This is a genomic window from Bradyrhizobium sp. AUGA SZCCT0431, from assembly GCF_018131065.1.
Taxonomy (GTDB): Bacteria; Pseudomonadota; Alphaproteobacteria; order Rhizobiales; family Xanthobacteraceae; genus Bradyrhizobium.
The window spans coordinates 32,985-53,740 of record NZ_JAFCLR010000014.1 but is presented as its reverse complement, the minus strand read 5'-3'; the positions used below and the strand labels follow the sequence as shown (position 1 = coordinate 53,740).

Here is a 20,756-nt window from a genome sequence, read left to right as displayed (position 1 = left end):
GGCTAGTTGCCTCAGCTAGGCTTTTAGACTCGTCTGCCAGAAGTGTTTTTCGACCGGAGTTCACACCACCCAGGGCCGGCCGTCCTCACGTCACATTGGCTCAGTCTTAACCGCTTGCCACCTCGTCATGGCGGCGAGATGATCGCGCACGTGAGCGGCGGCAAGACCTTGCCGAAGGAGATTGCCGATCAGATCATCGGTCACACGGATGCCGTGCCCTTGTTCATCGAGGAGCTGACCAAATCTATCGTTGAGAGGGGACGGATGACCGATGCCGGCGACCATCTGGCGATCCCAACGACGCTCCAAGCCTCCCTCGGGCCGGGCTCGATCGATTGGCGTCGGTTTGAGAAGTGGCTCAGATCGGAGCGGCGCTTAGGCTGCAATTTTCCCACGAACTGATCAGCGTCGTCGGCGACATGCCCGCCCGCGCGGCTGGGCGCCTTAGAGCGGCTCATCCAGAAACTTGTATACCGGTCGCTTCATCCGAAATGGTCATTTTCGGAAGTCGGCGCCTGCCTCCGTGTGGTCCGCTTTACCCCGGTAAACGGACATCATCGGCTCGGCAATCCAGGTCCGAAAGGTGCCAGAAGCGTTTTGCCCGACGGCCAACGCCAGGCATTTTCCGCAGCGTCGTTTGACTCACCATACGTAAAACGCGCCAGTGTTTTCCTGTCGGGCAAGCGCGGGGCATCTCGCGCGAGACCGCGCCTCACTGCGGAGGTCGAAGCTCGATGCCGTAGCGCGCATAGATCCGCGCGATGGTGCCGTCGGCCAGCAGGGCCTCGATCGCCGCATCGACACGCGCTCGCAGATTGTCGTCAGGGCGAAGCAGCCCGGCGGCAATATTCCAGTTCAGATCCTGATCGTTGTCGAACGCCGGAATCAGGCGCAACGGCTTGTCGGCGTGCTGCAGGTTGAACCAGCCGACCGTCATCGGGGTGACGGCAGCTGCCTCGATCTCGCGATTGGCGAGCGCCGCGACAATATCGTCCTCGAAGGCGAACGGAGATGTGGCGGCACCGCCCTTGGCGAGCGTCATCGAGACCACCGAGCCGACCGGTACCCCGACCCGCTGATCGGGACCGAGACCGGCCAGCGACGAAGCCTGGGAATCGCCGCGCACCGCGAGCACGACGCCGCTGCGGTGGTAAGGACGCGACGTCCGCACACCGCCGGCGGGCGGCGTATCCTTGCGGGCGATGACGTCGAGCACGAGGTCGCAGTCGGCGCGGCGATACTGGATCGCGCTGATCACCCACTCCCGCGTCAGCTTGACCCCGAGTTGCTGTGCAATTTTTTCGCCGAGTTCGATCTGAAATCCCGGGACCGGTCCGGACTTGCTGGCAAACGGCAGCGCGTTGGGGCTGGCGCAGAGCGTCAACGCACCGCGCTCGATGACGGCTTCCAGCGAGCGGGCATCCGCCGGCGCGTTCCAGAGCATCAGCAACGCGAGACTTGCACCGTATCGGGCGAGGCGAGATCGCGGTTTCCACGCCGCTTTAGTCATCAAGCCCTCTGATGTAGGCCAGGATCGCGATGATCTGGCCGTCACTGAACACCGAACCATAGGCGGGCATGGCGCCGACCTTGCCCTTCTTGATGCGCTCGATGAGGTATTCGTCGCTGCGCTCGGACTTCGACAGCTTCGGACCCCTGCCCGCATGGCGGCCGCCCTCCTGGTGACAGAAGCCGCAGGTGGTGGCGAACATTTGCTGGCCATCGATATCGTTCGGCGAGGCTTCGGCTTGCGGCAGCGGATTTCCAGTGCCCGCCGAGTTGGACTGTTGGGCAAGCGAGGCGGTCGACAGCCATGGCCAGATGATGGCCATCGAAGCAACAATTACAAGCGGTAGTCGCATTCCAGCATCCGTATTGACCGCGAGAGCGGCAAGGAGATCGCTCCCTGCCGCCCGCACCATCGTTATTGTCTGAGCGCGAAGACGATCAGAGCACCGGTATTCTTCGACATGCTCTTGAAGGGCTCGCCATAGAGCGCGACGAACTCGTCGGCCACCAGGCTGCCCCAGCCAGCCGGTACGGCGACGTACTGCTTGCCACCGGCCATGTAGCTGATGATGCCGGCATTGTGCCCCATGCCGTTGTTGCGCGACCAGAGTTCCTCGCCGGTGTCCGCATTGTAGGCGTGCACGATACCTTCGGCGTCCGGCACGAACACCAGATTGCCCGCGGTGGCAAGAACGCTGGCGAGCGGCGGCTGCTTGTAGTTGACCTCCCACTTCTTGGCGCCGGTCACCGGATCGCGGGCGCTAAGATGACCACGGGCCGGTCCGTCCGGAGGCGGGATAGCCTTGAACGTGGCGCCGAGGTTGAGCTGGGCCATCGGCTCCAGGATGGGCGTGGTCTTCTCGACCGTCAGCTCCATGCACCACTCCTGCCCGATCCGGTAGAACAGCCCGTTCTTGGGGTTGTAGGCGCCGGAGTTCCAGCTGATGCCGCCCATGATGGCCGGGCACAATGGCGGATCCACCTTGCCGGCCGAGAGGTCGCGACGGCCGATCAGTTCGCCGGTCTTGGGATCGATGCTCTTGACGAAGTTGATGTTCTTGACCAGGGCCCAGACGTTCTCGATCTTGGCGTTGGAACGATCATAGACGAAGACGTATCCGCTCTTGTTGGCGTGCACCACGAGCTTCTTGCCGCCACGCTCGATCATGACGAATTCGCCCACGGAAGAGTCGAAGTCCCAAGCATCGTGCGGCAGCTCCTGATGATAGAATTTGAGCTTGCCGGTATCGGGATCGAGCGCGATGACCGAGGTCGTGTAAAGATTGTCGCCCGGCCGCGGGCCGCTCTTCTTCCAGTCCGCGCCCGACCAATCATAGAGTGGCGCCGGGTTGGCGGTGCCCCACCACACCGTATTGGTTTCCGGGTCATAGGTTCCGGGCATCCAGCCGCCGCCGCCGCCGGTCCGCCAGGAGTCACCACCCCAGGTCTTCATGGCCTCTTCGGTGCCGGCGACCGTGAAGAACTCCCATTTCTTCTGTCCGGTCTTGCCGTCCACGCCGAAGATCGGCCCACGACCGGTCCATTCGCCGCCCTGGGCGCCGATGATCACCATGTCCTTGACCACCAGCGGCGCGCCGGTGAAGCCGACCGTCACCTTCTTGGAATCCAGCAGCTTGGTGTCCCACGCCGGCTGGCCGGTCTTCAGGTTGAGCGCGATCAGGCGCCCGTCGACCGTGCCGACGTAGAGATTGCCATGTCCGATCGCGATGCCGCGGTTGTACGGCGAGTGCGTCTGCTTGGCGACCAGTTCCTCGTCGAGGTCTGGCGCGTAGGCCCAGATTGTCTTGCCGGTCGCGCCGTCCAGCGCGTAGACGCGGCTGTAGGAGCCCGAATAGTACAGCACACCGTCAAGTGCCAGCGGTGTTGACTGAATGCCGCGGGTGGCGCGCTCCGGAAAATGCATCCACGCGACTTCGAGATTCTTGACGTTGCCGGTGTTGATCTGGTCGAGGCCGCTGTAGTGGTAGGACTTATAGGTGCCGTGATAGGTCGGCCAGTCGTTCATGGCCGCCTCGGCATTCAGCGCTGCAGCGTTCTGGGCGCGCGTCGGTGAGACGGTGAAAGTGACAGCGACTTGGGCAGCCACTGCCAGCGCGGCGCAACCGACAACAGATCGTCCGTAGAAAATCATCTGCATCCTCCCTTTGTGTTTGTTTGTTGGGTCGATTTTTCGTCGCGACTCTTGCAGGATGTTCTGGTGTCAAAGCCTCATGGGGTCGGCAGTTCGAGGTGAATGGCATGGACCGGCGGGACTGCCGTCGTGAGACGGCAGCACTTCATGCCGCCTGACCGAGAAGCGGGCATTGGTCCGAATGAAGGATTGGTCGGGGCGAAGGATTGTTTTCGAGGCGGGGACGATTTCAGTGCAGCGCGGCACACGCGGTCATTGCCGGGGCTTGTCTGCCCCAAACGGTCCCCGGCGACGTCGGTGCGGTGCACCATGACATGTCCCTCGATGCGCGACGCCATTAGCTGACCGGATTGTTGTTTTTTTGTGGAGCACCGTCGGCTTTGGCAACCCCAAGCTGAATTGCCTGATCACTCCGGCAGGCGGCGCGCGAGCGGGCAGCGACAACGCTGCGCAAGGGCGTCGGGCTGGGTCGTCAGCCGCGCGCGCTACGCCATCTCTTTTGCAGTGACGGCTTGCAGTCGTTCGGACACAGCCTGGTGAGGCGGCAGTCGAGATCGTCGAGGACGGGACGCGCAAACCGTGATCTGCCGGAGAAGGCGTTGTCAGGCACATCAGTGGGTTATTCGGGTCGCAGACATCGATGGCCATGGCGGCAGGTCCGAAAAGCTCCGAAACGAGACCCGGGGCACCTGCGGCAATGCATAAAAGGAAAAACAGAAGTTACTCGATCACCTCGTCGGCGCGGCCGAGCAGCGACAGGGGCATGGTGAGGCCGAGCGCTTTGGCGGTTTTCAGGTTGACGACCATCTCTACTTTCGTGACTTGCACGACCGGCAACTCCGCAACTTTCTGGCCCTTCAGAATCCGTCCCACATAGGCGCCGGCCTGGCCATGAGATTCGGCCACGCTGCCGCCATAACTCATGAGGCCGCCAGCAGCGGCGAACTCGCGTGACTGATGGACAGCAGCCACTCGATCGCGAAGCGTGAGTGCGGCGAGTTGTTCACTGCGGGTCACAAAAGACGCATCGTTGGCTATCACAAGTCCGCCGGCGCCAAGTTTGCCGAATGCCGAAAAGGCCTCACCGAAATCACTCTCCTTGCTGGCATGCAGGACGTGCAGATCGCATCCGAGGGTTCTGGCCGCTGTTCGCAAATCCGCTACGACCGCCTCGGCGTTTTTCGGATTGCTTGGGTTGACCAGCACTGCGAAGCTGCCTGCGGTGGGCGCGACTTCGTGTAGCAGTTGGAGCCGTTTCGCCGCGATCGCCCAATTGAGCGACGTTACGCCGGTTACGTTGTCTTCCGGCCGGCTCAGACCGGCGACCAATCCAGCTGCAACCGGGTCTGCGCCGATTTCGAAAACGATCGGAATCGTCCGCGTTGCCGCTTTGGCGGCGAGCGCAGAAGGCACACTTCCGGGCGCCACGATTACGCTGACCTGACGGCTAACCAGTTCAGCCGCGAGCGCCGGCAGCCGATCGTTGCGACCTTCTGCCCAACGATATTCGATCGTTACGTTGCGGCCTTCATCGAAGCCGGTCGAGCGCAGGCCGCGCCGAAATGCCTCCAGGCGACTTGCAAAGCGGGCGGCCGATTCCGCGCCGAGATATCCGATCACGGGTATCGCCGGCTGCGCGCGCGCCATGATCGGCAATGCCACGGCACCACCGAGTATACCGAGAAATTTCCGCCGCTTCATGCTGGCCCTCAGGTTCTGAGCCCTCAGGTTCTCGACGGTATCGTACCATTCTTTATGGGCAATCTGATAGGGTCGCCAGAGACGGGCCATGTCCGTTCCGGGCATTCGCGGACTAAGGCATGATCCCCGAGCGATGCCGCCCGATCTACCATCGCGATCGGGCATCGGCGGCGCATTGTCAGTGAGCAATTCGTCAGTCAAACCCCGGCCGCGGCACCAGGTTCATCAGCATGTTGGCGTAGCCGCCGTCGACGGTGATCTCGTCGCCATTGACGTAGGACGAGCGGTCGCTGGCGAGATAGAGGATGGCATCCGCGATGTCCTGCGGCAGGCCGACCCGCCGTAACGGCACCACGGCGGAGCGGCGTTCGGTGACGCCAGGCGTGTCGTAGAACGCCTGGCTCATCGGCGTGATCACCATGCCGGGGCTGACGACGTTGCTGCGGATGCCTTGCGGACCCCATTCGCTGGCGAGCTGGCGCGAGAGCATGATGACGCCGGCCTTGCTGACGCTGTAGGCGCCGCTCTGGCCCTGCGCATGGCTGCCGGCGATCGACGACACGTGAACGATGCTGCCGCGCCCGGTTTTACGCATCTGCCGGCCAAAGCTCTGTGCGCAGAGAAAGTAGCCGGTGAGATTCACTGACAGCACGGCGTTCCATTCGGCCAGCGTCAGATTCTCAAGGCCCCCCGGCCGCAGCACCGCGGCGGTGTTGACGAGGACGCTGCATGGCCCCAGCGATTGCTCGACCGCCTCGGACACGCCGGCAACGCTCTCGGCATTCGCGGTGTCGCAGCGCCCGACGAAATGCTCGGCGCCAAACTGGCGCAGCTCACCGCGCGTGGTCTCAAGGCCGCGCTCATCGAGATCGATGGCGGCGACGCGGGCGCCGGCCTGCGCAAGGCTGAGCGCCGTGGCGCGGCCGATGCCGCCGCCCCCGCCCGTCACCACGCACACACGGCCTGACAGGCCGAGCCAATCGGGTGGATTTTGTCCGGTCATGATGGCCTCCCATTCGTTTTTGTTTTGTAGGGTGGGCAAAGGCGCACGTGCGCCGTGCCCACCACTGTTTTTGAAGATAGGAAGAGGTGGGCACGCTTTCCGCCTTGGCTCGTTGAGCTACGGCGAGACAAGGCGCTTTGCCCACCCTACACGATCCCTACCCCGTAATCCCCGCCGCGACCTGGCCGCGCAGCCGCTCCAGGCTGTGCAGGGTGTTGGCGCAGGCTTCCGCGACTTCGATGCCCTTGATGACGAAATGCTTGCGGAAGAAATCGTGGTGCACGGCGCTTTCGTGGAATTGCTGCGGCGTCAGCACCGCCGAGAAGATCGGCACTTCGGTTTTCAGCTGCACGTCCATCAGCGCCTTGATCACGGTGTCGGCGACGAATTCGTGGCGGTAGATGCCGCCATCGACCACCAGCCCCGCCGCCACGATCGCGGTGTAACGCCGCGTCTTAGCGAGCAGCTGCGCATGCAGCGGGATCTCGAACGAGCCCGGCACCTCGAACAGATCGACCTGCGCGCGCGAAATATGGCGCGCCTCGATCTCTTCGAGGAAGGCGATGCGGCATTCCTCGACCACGTCGCGGTGCCAGGACGCCTGCACGAAGGCGACCCGCTGCGGCTTGACGAAACGCGGATGCACGGGCGCCGGCGGGCGCTCGGGCGTGTCGGGAACGCCGGTGCGTTCGGGAACGCCGGTGCGTTCGGGAACCCTGACCTGGGTCTCCTGGGGCTGGGCTTCTAGGGTTTGGGCTTCAGGCTCTTGCAACATCTGATTCATGGCTTTCCTCTTTCAGGACCAGAATCAGGGCACACGGAACGACGATTGACCCACGCAAACGCGCGGGTCGCCGCAACCGTTCTCTTTCATCCGGACTTTAACCGTCGGCTTCGGAATCACACCGAATCTGCTGACCCTTCTTCGGGAGAAGAAGGCGCTCGCGGGCTTGGGCTACGTCACCCTTACCGCCGGTGGGGATTTTCACCCCGCCCTGAGAACATCGGCCGCCCGGATGGACGACCTGACGGCAAATATGACCAAAGGCCGCGGCATCGGCAAGCGCCTTCCGCACCGGGAATCTGCATGATCCCCATGACGGCGGGACAGGGCAGGCAGATTCCTGCTCCCTTTCGACGGCGTGACTCGCGGCGGCACCCCCACCCCAGCCCTCCCCCGCAAGCGCGGGAGAGGGAGTGCAGCGCCGTCGTGGATACAGCTCAATCTAGTCTTGATGACCTACGCCGCCTTTTGAGCCGCCTTGATCAGGTCGAGGATCGCTTCAAGCCGCGCGGTGACGTCGCTGGTTTCCAAGAGCTGCTGCCGCTGCTCGATGCTGACCGGCAGCAGCGGCGCGACGGTGTCGGCCAGCAGGCTGGGATCGCCGATGTCAGGAAGGTGGAGACGCGCCTGAAGCTGCGGCGGTACATTCGAGTAATCGACGTTGGCGAACATCCGGTAGGCATCGAGGACGAGGCGCGACAACAGAACGGCCTTGTCGGTCTGGCCGTTGCTCTCTTCGATCGGCGCGATCTCGGCCGCCAGAAATTCTTCCGCGACGAGCTTGCCGACCGCGGCGCGTTCGAGGCCTGAGATCGCCAGCTTGAGCGTTCCGTCCGTCAGCGCCACGCGATTGATCACGGCTGCGGTGACGCCGACCGGATAGAGCGCATCCAGTTGCGGATCGTCATCGGCCGAGCGCCGCTGCGTGACCACGAACACGCGGCGGTCCGTCGCCAGCGCGCGCTCGATCGCGCGCCGGGTTTTTTCGCGCCCGACGAAAATCGGCGCGACCATCTGTGGAAACACCACGAGGTCCCTCATCGGCACGATCGGGATGCCCGCGCCTGCCGTGACGGTTACCGAATTTGTTGCCCCGGCCGGCATGAGCGGCGGCAGGCTCGACTCAATTCGCGCGGCGAGATGATTCCAGTTGGGCAGGCCCAACGTCCTGGCGACCAGTTCCAGGCTTTCGCTGTGGGTGAGAGAAACCGATTTGGCCTTGAGAGCCTCGCGCAACGAATGCGCCATAGCCTTGGCATCGCGAAAATCGCGCATGGGATAACTCCTCTGCATTGGCGAACAAGATGTGTCAGGCGCTTGCGTTACTGACTCGTTCGCTGGGCAAAGGAGGCCTCGAACGGCTCGATACGTTCACCGTACCCTCGAAGGGGCGCAAGCAGCGGGTCGTATCCACCCTGTGGAAAAATATGCGCCCCGACCGAAGCGGCTGTCAATTCATTAAGAAAAAATTAACCATTGTGGCGGGCCGGTGCTCTTCCGGTGGCGGTCGACTCCAATCCACAGAATCCGATTCCGATTTGTTCTCAAATTAATGGTTAGACGGCGAAGAGCTGTGGACGGCCTGCGCATTGGCTGTGGACGGACTCCGCGGTCGGTTGCGCAGATTCCGCAAATCACATCACTTGAGCCGGCAAGCCCCAAAGACGATCAGGAATAATCAGGGGATTGCAGTCGGCAGCGATGCACCACCTCCCGCGCGCGCCGGTCCCCGTGTGCGTATCAACTCACGTGAAATGGCAAGGTCGAGACGGAATGTCCCTCCTCGAAGGCATCATCGATTCCCCGAACAACCCGCTCGCGGTTGTCGAGGACATCGCCACCGACAATAACTGGGCGTATGAACGTTCCGGCGAAGACGAAGTGACCATCGTCTCCAAGGGCGACTGGACCGACTATCAGCTCTCCTTTACCTGGATGGCCGAGATCGAGGCGCTGCATCTGGCCTGCGCCTTCGACATGAAGATTCCACCCGCGCGCCGGCCCGAGGTGCAGCGGCTGATATCAGCGATCAACGAGCAATTATGGATCGGCCATTTCGACATCTGGACCCACACCGGCATGATCATGTACCGGCAGGCGTTGGTGCTGCCGGGCGGGCTCACCGCCTCGACCGCGCAATGCGAAGCCATGCTGGTCGGCGCCATCCACGCCTGCGAACGCTATTACCCCGCGTTCCAGTTCGTGGTCTGGGCCGGCAAGACCGCCGCGGAAGCCATGAGCGCCGCGATGTTTGATACTGAGGGCGAGGCGTAGGGTTCGTCACCTCGAACGCTTCCCACATATTCGGTGTCGTCCCGGGCTTGACCCGGGACCCATACGCCGTGACGTCAATGGCTAAAGCAAACTGCTTGTGGCCTGTCCTTCGCTTCACTAGAACCGCTGGTGGTTATGGGTCCCGGCTCAAGGCCGGGACGACAGCGAATTCGTGGTGATCACCTTGAGCACAACCAACGCACTGAAATCCGTCCACGGCACCATCGCGCTCGCGGGCGCCGGCAAGATGGGCGGCGCGATGCTGACCGGCTGGCTGGCGCAGGGGCTCGATCCCCAGCGCGTCGTGGTGATCGAGCCGCATCCCGCCAGCGAGATTAACGCGCTGGCGGCGCAAGGCATCCGCCTCAACCCGGCGCCGAAGGATGCCGGCGAGGTCGATACGCTGGTGGTGGCGGTGAAGCCGCAATCCTTTCGCGAAGCCGGTGCGGCGCTGAAGGCTTTCGTAGGATCGTCGACGCTGGTGGTCTCGATCATGGCGGGCACGACGATTGCCGTGCTTGAATCGATCGTCGGCGGCAGCGTGGTTCGCGCCATGCCGAACACGCCGGCCGCGATCGGCCGCGGCATCACGGTCGCGGTCGCTGCCAGGAAAGTCAGCGCCGCGCAGCGCGCGATCGCCGACGCACTGCTGCGCGCGACGGGCTCGGTCGAATGGGTCGACAAGGAAAGCCTGATGGACGCGGTGACCGCCGTCTCCGGCTCGGGGCCGGCTTACGTGTTCCTGCTCGCCGAAGAACTCGCGCGCGCCGGCGTCGCGGCCGGACTGCCGGAGGAGCTTGCGACCAAGCTCGCGCGCGAAACCGTCGCCGGCTCCGGCGAGCTGCTGCATCGTTCCGACCTGTCGTCGGCGACCTTGCGCCAGAACGTCACCTCGCCCGGCGGCACCACCGCGGCAGCGCTCGAGGTGCTGATGGGTTCGGACGGAATGCAGAAGCTGATGACGCGCGCGGTGGCCGCGGCGACGCAGCGCTCGAAGGACCTGGCGAAGTAGTTTTTACTGTCATTGCCGGGCACAGCCGTCTGAAGGACGGCGTCGCTTCCGCTCGCCTATGCCCGGCAATCCATCGTCTTCCGATTAGACTCATCCGAAGAGGGATGGATGCGCGGGTCAAGCCCGCGCATGACGAGCTACCGCTACTTCGCGCCCAAGCGCTTATTAAACATCTCAACATTGACGAGGCCGCGGGCGTGGCGGCCGTCGCCGATCTTGCGCTCGCCCTCAAAGGCCTCAACCTCGAAGCGGATCACGCGGCGTTCCACCGCGACCACTTTCGCCGTGGTCCGCACGGTCGAGCCGACCAGCGAAGCGCCGATATGGCGGATATCGACCTCGGTGCCAACAGTGATCCAGCCCGGCTGAAGATGGCCCCGGACGGCGTCACCCGATGCCATCTCCATTTCCAGGATCATCATCGGCGTCGCATAGACCATCGGCATATCAGGCACGAAATGCCCGACCGTGCGCTCGGGCGGCACCACCAGCGTGCGCTCGGCGCTCATACCGATCTTGACGAAGTCGCGTGCGTCCATGGGTGGTCCCGCAAAACCGGTGTCGTCCCGGCCTTGAGCCGGGACCCATACCGCGTGATGCCGCTTTGGGCAGAACGGTAGATACCGTACCAAACTATGAGCATCGGTGGCTATGGGTCCCCGCGTTCGCGGGGACGACGGATGAAACTACTTCTTCGCAGCAGCTGCGCGTTCGACAAACGTCTTGCCGCCCTTCATCTTGTGGGCGAGCGGCGCTTCGTTAATCTGGATCACGACCGCATCGGCATCGACGCCGAGGTTCTTGACGAGCGCCTGGGTGATGTCACGCATCATGCCGGCCTTCTGCTCGTCGGTGCGGCCGGCGGCCATGCTCACGGTAATCTCGGGCATCGTAGTACTCCCATTATTCTTGTTTCATTCGCCAGATTGTCGTTGCCGGGCATAGCCGTCTGAAGGACGGCGTCGCTTCCGCTCGCCTATGCCCGGCAATCCATCCCTTTTCAAGGAAGATGGATACGCGGGTCAAGCCCGCGTATGACAGACCTAATTCCACTTCACGTCATGGCGCGCCAAAACTTCGCGCACGGCATCGACGAGCCTGGTCTGATCGACCTCGTATTGGGCCTCGGACTGTTTCTTCAGATATTCCTCGCGGTCCTTGATCTCGGTCAGGCCCGCCCCGAGGATGAGATCCTTGAGTTGAACCTTGCCGTTGGCCCGCTCGTCCGAGCCCTGGATGATCGCGCAGGGCGCGTTGCGGCGGTCGGCATATTTCATCTGCTGGCCGAGGCTGTGCTTCGGGTTTCCAAGATAAAGTTCCGCGCGGATACCAGCGTTGCGCAGCGTCGCGACCATTTTTTGATAATCAGCGATTTCGCCGCCGAACACGGTGACGACAACAGGCCCGACGGCAGGCTTGGTGTCGACCTTGCCGATCAGTGTCAGTGCCGCCTGCAGCCGCGACACGCCGATGGAGAAGCCGGTTGCAGGAACGGGTTCGCCGCGGAAGCGCGAGACCAGGCCGTCGTAACGTCCGCCGCCACCGACCGAGCCGAAGCGCACCGGACGGCCTTTTTCGTCCTTGGTCTCCAGCAGGAGCTCAACTTCGTAGACTGCACCGGTGTAATATTCGAGTCCGCGGACGACGGAAGGATCAATACGGATGCGATCCGATGCATAACCGGATGCTGTGACCAGTTTGGCAATCTCCTTCAATTCGCTGACGCCAGCCTGACCCACGTCGCTCTTGGCGAGATAAGCATCCGCGGCGGCAATGGCCTCTTTCCAGTCGTCGCGTTTTTGCGTGACGGCCAAAACGATGTCGGCATCCGCGGCGCTTAGGCCGGCTCCGTTTGTGAAGTCGCCCTTGCCTTCTTCGCCTCCATCCCATCGTCCGGGACCGAGCAACTTGCGAACTTCGTCGGCGGAAAATTTGTCGAGCTTGTCGATAGCGCGCAGCACCGTGAGGCGGCGTCCGGCATTCTCCTCGCCGCCGAGACCGATCGCTTCGAGCGCCCCGTCGAGCACCTTGCGGTTGTTGACCTTCACCACATAGCTGCCGCGGGGAATGCCAAGCGCTTCCATGGTATCCGCCGCCATCATGCACATCTCGGCATCGGCGGCCGGCGTCGGCGCGCCGACGGTGTCGGCGTCGAACTGCATGAACTGGCGGAAGCGACCCGGACCCGGCTTCTCGTTGCGGAACACCCACCCGAAACGATAGGAACGATAGGGCTTCGGCAGCGAGTCAAAATTTTCCGCGACGTAGCGCGCCAGCGGCGCGGTCAAATCGTAGCGCAGCGAGATCCACTGCTCGTCGTCGTCCTGGAACGAGAACACGCCTTCGTTGGGCCGGTCCTGGTCGGGCAGGAATTTGCCGAGCGCGTCGGTGAATTCCATCGCCGGGGTTTCAACCGGCTCAAAACCGTAGCGCTCATAGACTTCGCGGATTTTCTCGACCATCTGCCGCGTCGCCGAGATCGCAGCGGGACCACGGTCTTCCAGCCCGCGCGGCAGGCGCGCCTTCAGCTTCTGGGGCTTTTTGGGTTTATCATTCATGGCGGCGTTGCAACTTGTGTAGGGTGGGCAAAGCCGCTTCTGGCGCCGCGCTCACCGGGAAAAACTGGGTGGGCTCGTTTCGCCAAGCCCATCCCTCGCACTTAGCCCACCGGGCCGGTTTTGACCAGAACGTCCTGCCCGGCGTTTAAGGGGTTTCCATCCTGGCGCGCAGCTCATCGGCGTCGGCCTTCGACATCATTTTCAGCATCGGCCGGATGGTCTCGCCGCCGACGATCTTGCCGTTCCGCAAGAACATCCAATCGGAGATGTCGGCCTCCCTGAACTCGGCCAGGTCGCCGGCCCGCTTGCCCGGCAAATGGCGCGGCGTGTTGGCGAATTGGCCCGAATAGCGGCCATCCGCGATCTTCTTCACGTCGGCCATCCAGATGTGCTCGCCGCTGTTGCTTCCATAGGGAAAACGCACTTTTAGGGAGTGGCCGGTCTCCGACGGTTTTGGCGCCTGGTAGGAGGCCCAGAATTTCGGCAGCGTGGAACGCGCCAGCGCGATCGCGGCATTGATCTCGGGGTCGCCGTTGCGAAAGTCGATCACGGGCGAGCGGTCTTCGGCACGGACGCTCATTGTAGGGGAGCCGAGAAGCGCAAGTGCCGCCGCGAAGGCAGCCGCCACAACGCATTTCGAGCATGTTGAGAGGGTTGAGGTCATTTTCACCATTCCACGAACCGCTATCCGCAAATCCGGAGTTGGTCGCGCAAAGGGGCGAAACAGTTCATGAGCCACTTCCCTTCTCCCCTTGTGGGAGAAGGTGGCGCCTCACGAAGTGAGGCGACGGATGAGGGGTCTGTATCTCCGGCGCGAAATCTTACCGTGAGGAGAGAACCCCTCACCCGTCACGAACGCTTCGCGTTCGTGCCACCCTCTCCCACAAGGGGAGAGGGAAGAAAGAGCCCACCCTACGCCGCCACTGCCTTGCCCTTCGCCTGCACTTCGACCGCAAAATCCGCCATCAGTTGTTCCGAAATCTTGCCGGGCGTGAATTTCCACTCGGCGATGTCAGCCACCGGGGTGATTTCGGCGGCGGTGCCTGACATGAAGCACTCGGTGAAACCAGAGAGTTCGTCCGGCATGATGCGGCGTTCAATCACCTCGATGCCGCGACGCCGCGCGAGATCGATCGCGGTGGCGCGGGTGATGCCGGCGAGGAAGCAGTCGGCGATCGGCGTGTGGATCTTGCCATCTGCGATGAAGAAGATGTTGGCGCCGGTGCACTCGGCGACCCGCCCCTGCCAGTCCAGCATCATGGCGTCGGCATAGCCGGCGCGCTCCGCCTTGTGCTTTGAGATGGTGCAGATCATGTAGAGACCGGAGGCCTTGGCCATCGCCGGAATCGTCAGCGGATCGGGACGTCGGTATTCCGCAAGGCACATGCGGATGCCTTTCATCTTGGTGGCCGGATCGAAATAGCTCGGCCAATCCCAGGCGGCGATCGCCAGATGAATGGTGTTTGACGACGCCGATACGCCCATCATCTCCGAACCGCGCCAGGCGATCGGGCGGAGATAGGCGTCAGGCAGATTGTTGCTGTCGATCACGAGCTGCTTGGCGGCATCGATCTCGGCGACCGAATACGGGATCTCGAAATCGAGGATGTTGGCCGAGTTCTTCAGCCGCTCGGAATGTTCAGTGCTTTTGAACACCCTGCCGCCATAGGCGCGCTCGCCCTCGAACACGCAACTCGCGTAATGCAGCCCGTGGGTCAGCACATGGACGTTGGCGTCAGCCCACGGCACGAGCTTGCCATCGTACCAGATGACACCATCGATCTTGTCGAACGAAATTCCCATGGGCTTTCTCCTTTGCTTGACGCGTTTTCTTGACGCAGTTCAATCCATCGCGCACGCGCGCGGCTCCGCGAGGCGCGCGCGGCCCCGTGCTCAAGTTGAAAAAAGCTGCTTGTCTCAGGAGGCGGCGGAATAATTCCGCCGCCGGTTACAGGACCTTTCGGATCCACTCGTGCGGGTCTTCCGCGCGACCGTACTGGATGTCGACCAGCTTCTTGCGCATCCCCATCGCGACGGGGCCGGCAGCGCCGCCGCTGATGAGGAAATCGCCGCTCGCCGAACATACCTTGCCGATCGGCGAGATCACGGCCGCGGTGCCGCAGGCAAAGGCTTCTTTCAGCTTTCCGCTGGCGGCGTCGCTGCGCCACTGGTCGATCGTGTAGAGTTCCTCACGCACCCGCGTGCCGGAATCCTTTGCCAGCGCAATGATCGAATCGCGGGTGATGCCGGGCAGGATGGTGCCGAGCGGCGGCGTCAGCAGCGAACCGTCGTCAAACACGAAGAAGACGTTCATGCCGCCGAGCTCCTCGATGTAGCGGCGTTCGACCGCATCGAGGAAAACCACCTGATCGCAGCCGCGATCGATCGCCTCGGCCTGCGCGCGCAGGCTGGCGGCGTAATTGCCGCCGCATTTGACGGCGCCGGTGCCGCCGATCGCGGCGCGCGTGTAGTTTTCCGACACCCAGATCGACACCGGCGCAGGTCCGCCCTTGAAATAGGAGCCGACCGGCGAGGCGATGACGGCGAAGATGTACTCGGAAGAAGGCTTGACGCCGAGAAAGGTCTCGCTCGCGATCATGAAGGGCCGCAAATAGAGGCTGCCCTCGCCGCCGGGTATCCAGGCGCTGTCGATGCGCACGAGCTGCTCGACCGCTTCGATGAAGACGTCCTCAGGGATCGGCGCCATCGCCATGCGCTCGGCCGAATTCCTGAAGCGCCTCGCATTGGCGTCAGGGCGGAACAGATTCACGCCGTTGTCGCGCTTGTAGGCCTTGAGGCCCTCGAAAATCTCCTGCGCGTAGTGCAGGACGGCGGCGGCCGGATCGAGCGGAAAATTGGCGCGGGATTCGACCCGCGCGTCATGCCAGCCCTTGGCCTGATTGTAGCGGACGATCGCCATGTGGTCGGTGAAGATCCGGCCGAAGCCGGGGTCCACGAGCTTTGCCGCGCGCTCCTTTTCGGGCGTCGGATTGGTCGCAGGCTGGATGTCGAATTTCAAACTCATTGTCTTGCTTCCCGCCCTTGTTTCCTGCTGTCGGAACCGGTGCGTTTCCTGGCGCAGGCCTGTTTCGTCAAGCCTGCTTGCTTGATTGGTCCGAACTTCACCACCACCGGCCTTGCCGCCGGTTTCCATCGCTGGCAAGTCCCTTGAGGACACGCTTTTGCGGAATGCCGAAGTCCAGTATGTTTGCGCAAATGCCGCGCGACAATCGCACGGTAGTCCAATTCGCGGCCGTTGCCGCCATCGCTGGCTTACTCCGGTCGCCCCTAACGTTGCCAAGGTCGAAACGACTTAAAGTTTCGTCGTGGCTGGTAGTTTTGTAACATTGAACCCAAGATATGTCAACATGACTGACATAAATTTCTCAAGGCCAGGCGGTGACCCCGATTCGAAGGGGCCTGACGGCGTGTCGCCGGCCCCGCGCGCGGGCGAATTGCGCTGGGATATCATCGAGCTCCTGTTCTTCGCCTATCGCGACTTCGTCGGCGACGCCGACCATGAGCTCGAGGCGTTCGGGTTCGGCCGCGCCCATCACCGGGTGATGCATTTCGTCCACCGCTACCCCGGCCTCAAGGTCGCCGACCTCTTGGACGTATTGCGCATCACCAAGCAGTCGCTGGGCCGGGTGCTCAAGCAATTGCTGGACGAAGGCTATATCGTGCAGAAGACCGGCAATAACGACCGCAGGCAGCGCCTTCTTTACGCCACCCCGAAGGGCGAGGCCCTGGTGGCGAAGCTCGCCGGGCTGCAGACCGATCGCATCAACCGCGCCATGCAGGATATCGATCCCGCCGGCCAGGAAACGGTGCGGCAGTTCCTGCGCGCGATGATCGATCGCGACGACCCGGACAAGGTGCTGGAGACGATCTTCGGCAGCGGAAAGAAGCCAAGGGAGTGACTGTGGCCCAAGGAACCTCAAACGCAACCCCGAACGGAATTCCAAACGCACCTGCCAGCCCAACCATCGCCGCAGCCACCGTGCGGACGCCGCGGCAAATGGCCGACGACGCCCCGCATCTGCTGTTGGTCGATGACGACCGCCGTATCCGCGACTTGCTGTCGCGCTTCCTGTCCGGCGAGGGCTATCGCGTCACGACCGCGGCGAGCGCCACCGACGCCCGCGCCAAGCTGCTCGGCCTGCATTTCGACCTCCTGATCCTCGACGTCATGATGCCCGGCGAAACCGGTTTCGATCTCGCCCGCTTCATCCGCACCTCCTCCTCGGTGCCGATCATCATGCTGACGGCGCGCCATGAGGCGGAAGCCCGCATCGAAGGCCTGCAGATCGGCGCCGACGATTATGTGGCCAAGCCGTTCGAGCCGCGCGAACTGGTCTTGCGGATCGGCAACATCCTCAAGCGCACCGCAACGCCAGCAGTGGAAGCGCTGGAGCAGATCGCGTTCGGGCCCTACGTCTATCATCTCGAACGCGGCGAGCTGCGCGAGGGCGAGGAGATCATCCACCTGACGGACCGCGAACGCGAGATGCTGCGTATCCTGAGCTTAAGCCCGGGCGAAACCGTGCCGCGCGCAGCGCTGACCGGCGGCGGCACCGTCAACGAGCGCGCCGTCGACGTGCAGATCAACCGGCTGCGCCGCAAGATCGAAAAAGATCCGGCCAATCCGTTGTTCCTGCAGGCGGTGCGCGGCATCGGCTATCGCCTGGTGGCGTCGCCCTGAGATGAGCACGCTCGACACCGGCCTCACGCTGATCCGTACCGCCGCCGGCCGGGTCTCCAAGGTCAATGGCTGGATGGGCAACGCCTTCAAGGGCTGGATGCCGACCGGCCTCTACGCCCGCGCGCTGTTGATCATGATCGTGCCGATGGTGGTGCTGCAGACCGTGGTCGCGTTCGTGTTCATGGAGCGGCACTGGAACACGGTGACGCGGCGCCTGTCGGCCGCGGTCGTGCAGGACATTGCGAGCCTGATCGACGTCTACAAGGGTTATCCGCAGGACAAGGAACGCGCGCAGTTGCGCCGTATCGGCCAGCGGCTGCAATTGGTGGTCGATTTTCTCCCCGTCGGCGACATGCCGCCGCCCGGGCCGAAACCGTTCTTCTCGCTGCTCGACCAGACACTCTCGGTTCAGATTGGCCGCCAGATCGGCCGGCCGTTCTGGATCGATACCGTCGGCAAATCCAACCTCGTTGAAATCCGCATTCAGCTCGATGACGCTGTCATGCGGATCTTCGCCCAAAGAAGTGCGGCCTATGCCTCCAATTCTGAGATCTTCATCTTCTGGATGCTGGGAACGTCCTCGATCCTGTTGATCGTCGCGGTGCTGTTCCTGCGCAACCAGATCCGGCCGATCCTGCGGCTCGCCGACGCCGCCGAAAGTTTCGGCAAGGGCCGCGAGGCGCCGAACTTCCGTCCCCGCGGCGCGCGGGAAGTGCGGCGCGCGGCGCAGGCGTTCCTGGAGATGAAAGCGCGCATCGAGCGCTCGATCGAGCAACGCACCGCGATGCTCGCCGGCGTCAGCCACGATCTGCGCACCATCCTGACCCGCTTCAAGCTCGAACTCGCGCTGATCGGCGACAGCCCCGAGGTCGACGGCATGCGCAAGGACGTCGACGAGATGTCCGGCATGCTCGAGGCCTATCTCGCCTTTGCCCGCGGCGACAGCGGCGAGGTCGCGCAGCCGACCGACATGTCGATGGCGCTGGAGGAATTGCGCAGCGATGCCGAGCGCCACGGCCATACCGCCACGGTGGCGTTCCACGGCCTGCCGGTGGTGACCGTCAAACCGGCCTCGTTCAAGCGCTGCCTTGCCAACCTCGTCTCCAACGCCGCGCGTCACGCCAATACGATTTCGATCACCGGCCATCGCGACCACCGCTATCTGACGGTCACGATTGACGACGATGGACCGGGCATTCCGGCCAACATGCGCGAGGAAGTGTTCAAGCCGTTCCTGCGGCTCGACGACGCCCGCAACCAGGACGAAGGCGGCACCGGCCTCGGCCTTGCGATCGCCCGCGACATCGCCCGCTCGCATGGCGGCGACATCACGCTCGGCGACAGTCCGATGGGTGGGTTGCGCGCGGCGGTCAGGGTGCCGGTGTAAAAAGAGCCCTGTAGCCCGGATGGAGCGCAGCGCAATCCGGGACGGTTTCGCCGCTTGCGACCAGCCCCCCGGATTTCGCTTCGCTTCATCCGGGCTACAAGTTACCGCGGACTACTTCCCCGGCTGCTTCGGCAGCAGGCCCTTCAGCTTTTCCATGTCCTTGAGATTTATCTTCATGCCGCCGGGCAAGATGATGTCGCCGGGCTTTTGATCGGCCTTGCAGGCGCCGAGCCACTTCGCTTCGATCGTGGCGGTGGAATCGCGCGGCACGCCGGCCGGACCGCCGGTGTTGTTCGAGGTCGACTTCACGGTGTAGGCGGAGTTGAAATCGCCGGTGATTTCCGCATGCGACTTGACCGACATGCCGCCGAAACCGCAGACGGAGTCGGTGACATAGCCGGTCGCGGTCTTCTGGATATCGTTTTTCGAGCAGACGTCCTTGGTCATCGGCGAGAACGAGGTGCTCATGTCCTTGTCGGTGGTGGCGTCGGTGCACTGCTGCATCGTCATCTCGGGCACCGGCGAGCCGGTCTGCACCACCTTCATTTCCCACAGGCCGGCCTTGCGCACCGGCAGCTCGACGGCGCTGGCCTGGCTCGCAGGCCACAGCGCGAGCAGGCCAAGCGCCAGACACAATGAATGAAGCTGTCGCGCCATGCTCGCGCTCCCCTGGTGGATCAGGCGTTCAGGTCCGGCTCAGTAGAGTGTGCGCAGCGGCCGGGCGTTGGCCCCATAGGGCACCCAGCGGCAGGCGAAGGAGACGTATCCGCCGTCATAGGGCTGCACCGCGAGGAATTTCACCACCTTGCCGTAACCGGCGCAGTGATCGACCGCGAGCTGGCGCGCATCCGCCTGTCGCGCCAGCGAATAGGCGATGATACCGCCGGTATCGTTGCCCTTGAACGGCGGTACCCAATCGGCCTGCGCCGGCGCAGCCGCCAGCATCCCGCACATCGCAACCAGGCACGCGGCCCCAATTCTTTGCATCGCCGACTCCATTTCGCTGAGGTCACCATAGAGTGCGCCGGCGGCCGTGAAAAGAATGGGTTACGGCCGAACCCCGACTTGTCTGCAAGGTGTTGCCGCGCTGCACTTGACCTCGCCCGGGCTTCACGGCACGGTCCTGACGGTTGGATGACCGGCGGAATTCCCATGCGCACCCTCTTCACATCGTTGAAAACCTTCGGCCTGGCTGCGGCGCTCGCCGTCCTGGCGTTCGGCCAGTCGGCAGAGGCCGCCAATCCGCTGGAATTGAACTTCTGGCTGTCCGGTCCCCGCTATGACGGGCGCGTTGCGCCGTGCGAATCGGCACTGCCGACCATCATTTCGCAGTTCCGCGAGAAGGAAAGCACCTTCTGGAATTCGCCCCTGACCATCACCGCCTATGGCCGAATCCACGAAACCACCTTCCGGCCCTGGCAATCCGACAACATTCCGCGCCGCTATTGCACCGGCGACGTGATGCTGAGCGACGGCAAGGTGCGCAACGTGCACTATTCGATCGTCGAGGATGGCGGCTTTGCCGGCTTCGGCCAGGGTGTCGAATGGTGTGTCACCGGGCTGGACCGCAACTGGGCCTATAATCCCGGCTGCAAGGCCGCGCGGCCCTAGCTTCCTGCGCTAGCCTCCCTGCCTGGGTTTTTCGATCGCGGTGGCCGGCGCCACCCGATTCGC

21 protein-coding genes, 1 pseudogene and 1 riboswitch are annotated in these 20,756 nt (G+C 63.3%); of the genes and pseudogenes, 7 read left to right on the top strand and 15 right to left on the bottom strand.

The window, feature by feature from the left end:
- Nucleotides 1-138: 138 nt before the first annotated feature.
- On the top strand, nucleotides 139-402 hold the full coding sequence (locus tag JQ567_RS15640) for a hypothetical protein (RefSeq protein ID WP_212439656.1): 264 nt from the start codon (nucleotides 139-141) through the stop codon (nucleotides 400-402).
- Nucleotides 403-712: 310 nt separating this feature from the next.
- Here JQ567_RS15640 and JQ567_RS15635 read toward each other — a convergent pair whose 3' ends face one another.
- The 7 genes from JQ567_RS15635 to JQ567_RS15605 all read right to left on the bottom strand — a co-directional run bounded on the left by JQ567_RS15635 (nucleotide 713) and on the right by JQ567_RS15605 (nucleotide 8,424).
- Nucleotides 713-1,510, bottom strand: coding sequence for an ABC transporter substrate-binding protein (locus JQ567_RS15635; RefSeq protein WP_212439655.1), 798 nt, complete (start codon nucleotides 1,508-1,510; stop codon nucleotides 713-715).
- Nucleotides 1,503-1,862 (bottom strand): cytochrome c, encoded by a 360-nt coding sequence (locus JQ567_RS15630; protein ID WP_249165487.1) that lies wholly within the window; start codon nucleotides 1,860-1,862, stop codon nucleotides 1,503-1,505. Before JQ567_RS15630 ends, JQ567_RS15635 begins: the two co-directional genes overlap by 8 nt.
- Nucleotides 1,863-1,924: 62 nt before the next feature.
- Complete coding sequence (locus tag JQ567_RS15625) at nucleotides 1,925-3,661, bottom strand: PQQ-binding-like beta-propeller repeat protein (RefSeq protein ID WP_212439654.1); 1,737 nt, start codon at nucleotides 3,659-3,661, stop codon at nucleotides 1,925-1,927.
- A gap of 720 nt (nucleotides 3,662-4,381) precedes the next feature.
- The gene (locus JQ567_RS15620) at nucleotides 4,382-5,452 is read right to left on the bottom strand and encodes an ABC transporter substrate-binding protein (protein ID WP_312017408.1); all 1,071 of its coding nucleotides are present in this window, start codon (nucleotides 5,450-5,452) and stop codon (nucleotides 4,382-4,384) included.
- Nucleotides 5,453-5,555: 103 nt separating this feature from the next.
- Entirely contained in the window at nucleotides 5,556-6,365 is an 810-nt protein-coding gene (locus JQ567_RS15615) for an SDR family NAD(P)-dependent oxidoreductase (RefSeq protein WP_212439653.1), read from the bottom strand.
- Nucleotides 6,366-6,522: 157 nt separating this feature from the next.
- On the bottom strand, nucleotides 6,523-7,149 hold the full coding sequence (locus JQ567_RS15610; RefSeq protein WP_212439652.1) for a 6,7-dimethyl-8-ribityllumazine synthase: 627 nt from the start codon (nucleotides 7,147-7,149) through the stop codon (nucleotides 6,523-6,525).
- Nucleotides 7,150-7,223: 74 nt separating this feature from the next.
- Nucleotides 7,224-7,372: riboswitch (FMN riboswitch) on the bottom strand.
- A 233-nt stretch (nucleotides 7,373-7,605) separates the two neighbouring features.
- Nucleotides 7,606-8,424, bottom strand: a complete 819-nt coding sequence (locus JQ567_RS15605; RefSeq protein WP_212439651.1) for an LON peptidase substrate-binding domain-containing protein — start codon at nucleotides 8,422-8,424, stop codon at nucleotides 7,606-7,608.
- A 498-nt stretch (nucleotides 8,425-8,922) separates the two neighbouring features.
- Here JQ567_RS15605 and JQ567_RS15600 point away from each other — a divergent pair, with 498 nt between their 5' ends.
- Entirely contained in the window at nucleotides 8,923-9,423 is a 501-nt protein-coding gene (locus JQ567_RS15600; RefSeq protein WP_212439650.1) for a YbjN domain-containing protein, read from the top strand.
- A 247-nt stretch (nucleotides 9,424-9,670) separates the two neighbouring features.
- A complete protein-coding gene (proC, locus tag JQ567_RS15595) occupies nucleotides 9,671-10,435 on the top strand; it encodes a pyrroline-5-carboxylate reductase (RefSeq protein WP_409363610.1) in 765 nt (254 codons plus the stop codon).
- A gap of 143 nt (nucleotides 10,436-10,578) precedes the next feature.
- Here the strand turns inward: proC and JQ567_RS15590 are convergent, their stop codons facing one another.
- The 6 genes and pseudogenes from JQ567_RS15590 to JQ567_RS15565 all read right to left on the bottom strand — a co-directional run bounded on the left by JQ567_RS15590 (nucleotide 10,579) and on the right by JQ567_RS15565 (nucleotide 16,018).
- A complete protein-coding gene (locus tag JQ567_RS15590) occupies nucleotides 10,579-10,974 on the bottom strand; it encodes a thioesterase family protein (protein WP_212439648.1) in 396 nt (131 codons plus the stop codon).
- 147 nt (nucleotides 10,975-11,121) lie between these two features.
- Entirely contained in the window at nucleotides 11,122-11,325 is a 204-nt protein-coding gene (locus JQ567_RS15585; protein ID WP_025590867.1) for a tautomerase family protein, read from the bottom strand.
- 284 nt (nucleotides 11,326-11,609) lie between these two features.
- Nucleotides 11,610-12,993 (bottom strand): annotated as a pseudogene (gene hisS / locus JQ567_RS15580) (histidine--tRNA ligase); the annotation flags it as partial.
- 145 nt (nucleotides 12,994-13,138) lie between these two features.
- A complete protein-coding gene (locus tag JQ567_RS15575) occupies nucleotides 13,139-13,573 on the bottom strand; it encodes a YegJ family protein (protein WP_409363606.1) in 435 nt (144 codons plus the stop codon).
- 332 nt (nucleotides 13,574-13,905) lie between these two features.
- Nucleotides 13,906-14,796 (bottom strand): branched-chain amino acid aminotransferase, encoded by an 891-nt coding sequence (locus JQ567_RS15570; RefSeq protein WP_212439645.1) that lies wholly within the window; start codon nucleotides 14,794-14,796, stop codon nucleotides 13,906-13,908.
- Between the two features lie 145 nt (nucleotides 14,797-14,941).
- On the bottom strand, nucleotides 14,942-16,018 hold the full coding sequence (locus JQ567_RS15565) for a branched-chain amino acid aminotransferase (protein WP_212439644.1): 1,077 nt from the start codon (nucleotides 16,016-16,018) through the stop codon (nucleotides 14,942-14,944).
- A gap of 343 nt (nucleotides 16,019-16,361) precedes the next feature.
- Between JQ567_RS15565 and JQ567_RS15560 the strand changes: the two genes are divergently transcribed.
- The 3 genes from JQ567_RS15560 to JQ567_RS15550 all read left to right on the top strand — a co-directional run bounded on the left by JQ567_RS15560 (nucleotide 16,362) and on the right by JQ567_RS15550 (nucleotide 19,082).
- Complete coding sequence (locus JQ567_RS15560) at nucleotides 16,362-16,913, top strand: MarR family winged helix-turn-helix transcriptional regulator (RefSeq protein ID WP_212439643.1); 552 nt, start codon at nucleotides 16,362-16,364, stop codon at nucleotides 16,911-16,913.
- A gap of 98 nt (nucleotides 16,914-17,011) precedes the next feature.
- Entirely contained in the window at nucleotides 17,012-17,695 is a 684-nt protein-coding gene (locus JQ567_RS15555) for a response regulator (RefSeq protein ID WP_212439642.1), read from the top strand.
- Between the two features lies 1 nt (nucleotide 17,696).
- Nucleotides 17,697-19,082: an ATP-binding protein gene (locus tag JQ567_RS15550; RefSeq protein ID WP_212415802.1), complete on the top strand. Its 1,386-nt coding sequence runs from the start codon at nucleotides 17,697-17,699 to the stop codon at nucleotides 19,080-19,082.
- Between the two features lie 111 nt (nucleotides 19,083-19,193).
- On the opposite strand, the gene JQ567_RS15545 is transcribed toward JQ567_RS15550, so the two are convergent.
- Both JQ567_RS15545 and JQ567_RS15540 read right to left on the bottom strand, forming a co-directional pair.
- Nucleotides 19,194-19,739 carry a DUF3617 family protein gene (locus JQ567_RS15545; protein ID WP_212439641.1) on the bottom strand — a complete coding sequence of 182 codons (546 nt, stop codon included), beginning with the start codon at nucleotides 19,737-19,739 and terminating at the stop codon, nucleotides 19,194-19,196.
- 39 nt (nucleotides 19,740-19,778) lie between these two features.
- Nucleotides 19,779-20,069 carry a hypothetical protein gene (locus JQ567_RS15540; RefSeq protein ID WP_192738819.1) on the bottom strand — a complete coding sequence of 97 codons (291 nt, stop codon included), beginning with the start codon at nucleotides 20,067-20,069 and terminating at the stop codon, nucleotides 19,779-19,781.
- A gap of 165 nt (nucleotides 20,070-20,234) precedes the next feature.
- Here JQ567_RS15540 and JQ567_RS15535 point away from each other — a divergent pair, with 165 nt between their 5' ends.
- Nucleotides 20,235-20,693: a hypothetical protein gene (locus JQ567_RS15535; protein ID WP_212439640.1), complete on the top strand. Its 459-nt coding sequence runs from the start codon at nucleotides 20,235-20,237 to the stop codon at nucleotides 20,691-20,693.
- Nucleotides 20,694-20,756: the final 63 nt, after the last annotated feature.

Bases quoted from the DNA above. Each gene is read 5' to 3' on its own strand.
- JQ567_RS15640 (WP_212439656.1), top strand. From the start codon at position 139: ATGATCGCGCACGTGAGCGGCGGCAAGACCTTGCCGAAGGAGATTGCC.
- JQ567_RS15635 (WP_212439655.1), bottom strand. From the start codon at position 1,510: ATGACTAAAGCGGCGTGGAAACCGCGATCTCGCCTCGCCCGATACGGT.
- JQ567_RS15630 (WP_249165487.1), bottom strand. From the start codon at position 1,862: ATGCGACTACCGCTTGTAATTGTTGCTTCGATGGCCATCATCTGGCCA.
- JQ567_RS15625 (WP_212439654.1), bottom strand. From the start codon at position 3,661: ATGATTTTCTACGGACGATCTGTTGTCGGTTGCGCCGCGCTGGCAGTG.
- JQ567_RS15620 (WP_312017408.1), bottom strand. From the start codon at position 5,452: ATGGCCCGTCTCTGGCGACCCTATCAGATTGCCCATAAAGAATGGTAC.
- JQ567_RS15615 (WP_212439653.1), bottom strand. From the start codon at position 6,365: ATGACCGGACAAAATCCACCCGATTGGCTCGGCCTGTCAGGCCGTGTG.
- JQ567_RS15610 (WP_212439652.1), bottom strand. From the start codon at position 7,149: ATGAATCAGATGTTGCAAGAGCCTGAAGCCCAAACCCTAGAAGCCCAG.
- JQ567_RS15605 (WP_212439651.1), bottom strand. From the start codon at position 8,424: ATGCGCGATTTTCGCGATGCCAAGGCTATGGCGCATTCGTTGCGCGAG.
- JQ567_RS15600 (WP_212439650.1), top strand. From the start codon at position 8,923: ATGTCCCTCCTCGAAGGCATCATCGATTCCCCGAACAACCCGCTCGCG.
- proC (WP_409363610.1), top strand. From the start codon at position 9,671: ATGGGCGGCGCGATGCTGACCGGCTGGCTGGCGCAGGGGCTCGATCCC.
- JQ567_RS15590 (WP_212439648.1), bottom strand. From the start codon at position 10,974: ATGGACGCACGCGACTTCGTCAAGATCGGTATGAGCGCCGAGCGCACG.
- JQ567_RS15585 (WP_025590867.1), bottom strand. From the start codon at position 11,325: ATGCCCGAGATTACCGTGAGCATGGCCGCCGGCCGCACCGACGAGCAG.
- JQ567_RS15575 (WP_409363606.1), bottom strand. From the start codon at position 13,573: ATGAGCGTCCGTGCCGAAGACCGCTCGCCCGTGATCGACTTTCGCAAC.
- JQ567_RS15570 (WP_212439645.1), bottom strand. From the start codon at position 14,796: ATGGGAATTTCGTTCGACAAGATCGATGGTGTCATCTGGTACGATGGC.
- JQ567_RS15565 (WP_212439644.1), bottom strand. From the start codon at position 16,018: ATGAGTTTGAAATTCGACATCCAGCCTGCGACCAATCCGACGCCCGAA.
- JQ567_RS15560 (WP_212439643.1), top strand. From the start codon at position 16,362: ATGACTGACATAAATTTCTCAAGGCCAGGCGGTGACCCCGATTCGAAG.
- JQ567_RS15555 (WP_212439642.1), top strand. From the start codon at position 17,012: ATGGCCGACGACGCCCCGCATCTGCTGTTGGTCGATGACGACCGCCGT.
- JQ567_RS15550 (WP_212415802.1), top strand. From the start codon at position 17,697: ATGAGCACGCTCGACACCGGCCTCACGCTGATCCGTACCGCCGCCGGC.
- JQ567_RS15545 (WP_212439641.1), bottom strand. From the start codon at position 19,739: ATGGCGCGACAGCTTCATTCATTGTGTCTGGCGCTTGGCCTGCTCGCG.
- JQ567_RS15540 (WP_192738819.1), bottom strand. From the start codon at position 20,069: ATGCAAAGAATTGGGGCCGCGTGCCTGGTTGCGATGTGCGGGATGCTG.
- JQ567_RS15535 (WP_212439640.1), top strand. From the start codon at position 20,235: ATGCGCACCCTCTTCACATCGTTGAAAACCTTCGGCCTGGCTGCGGCG.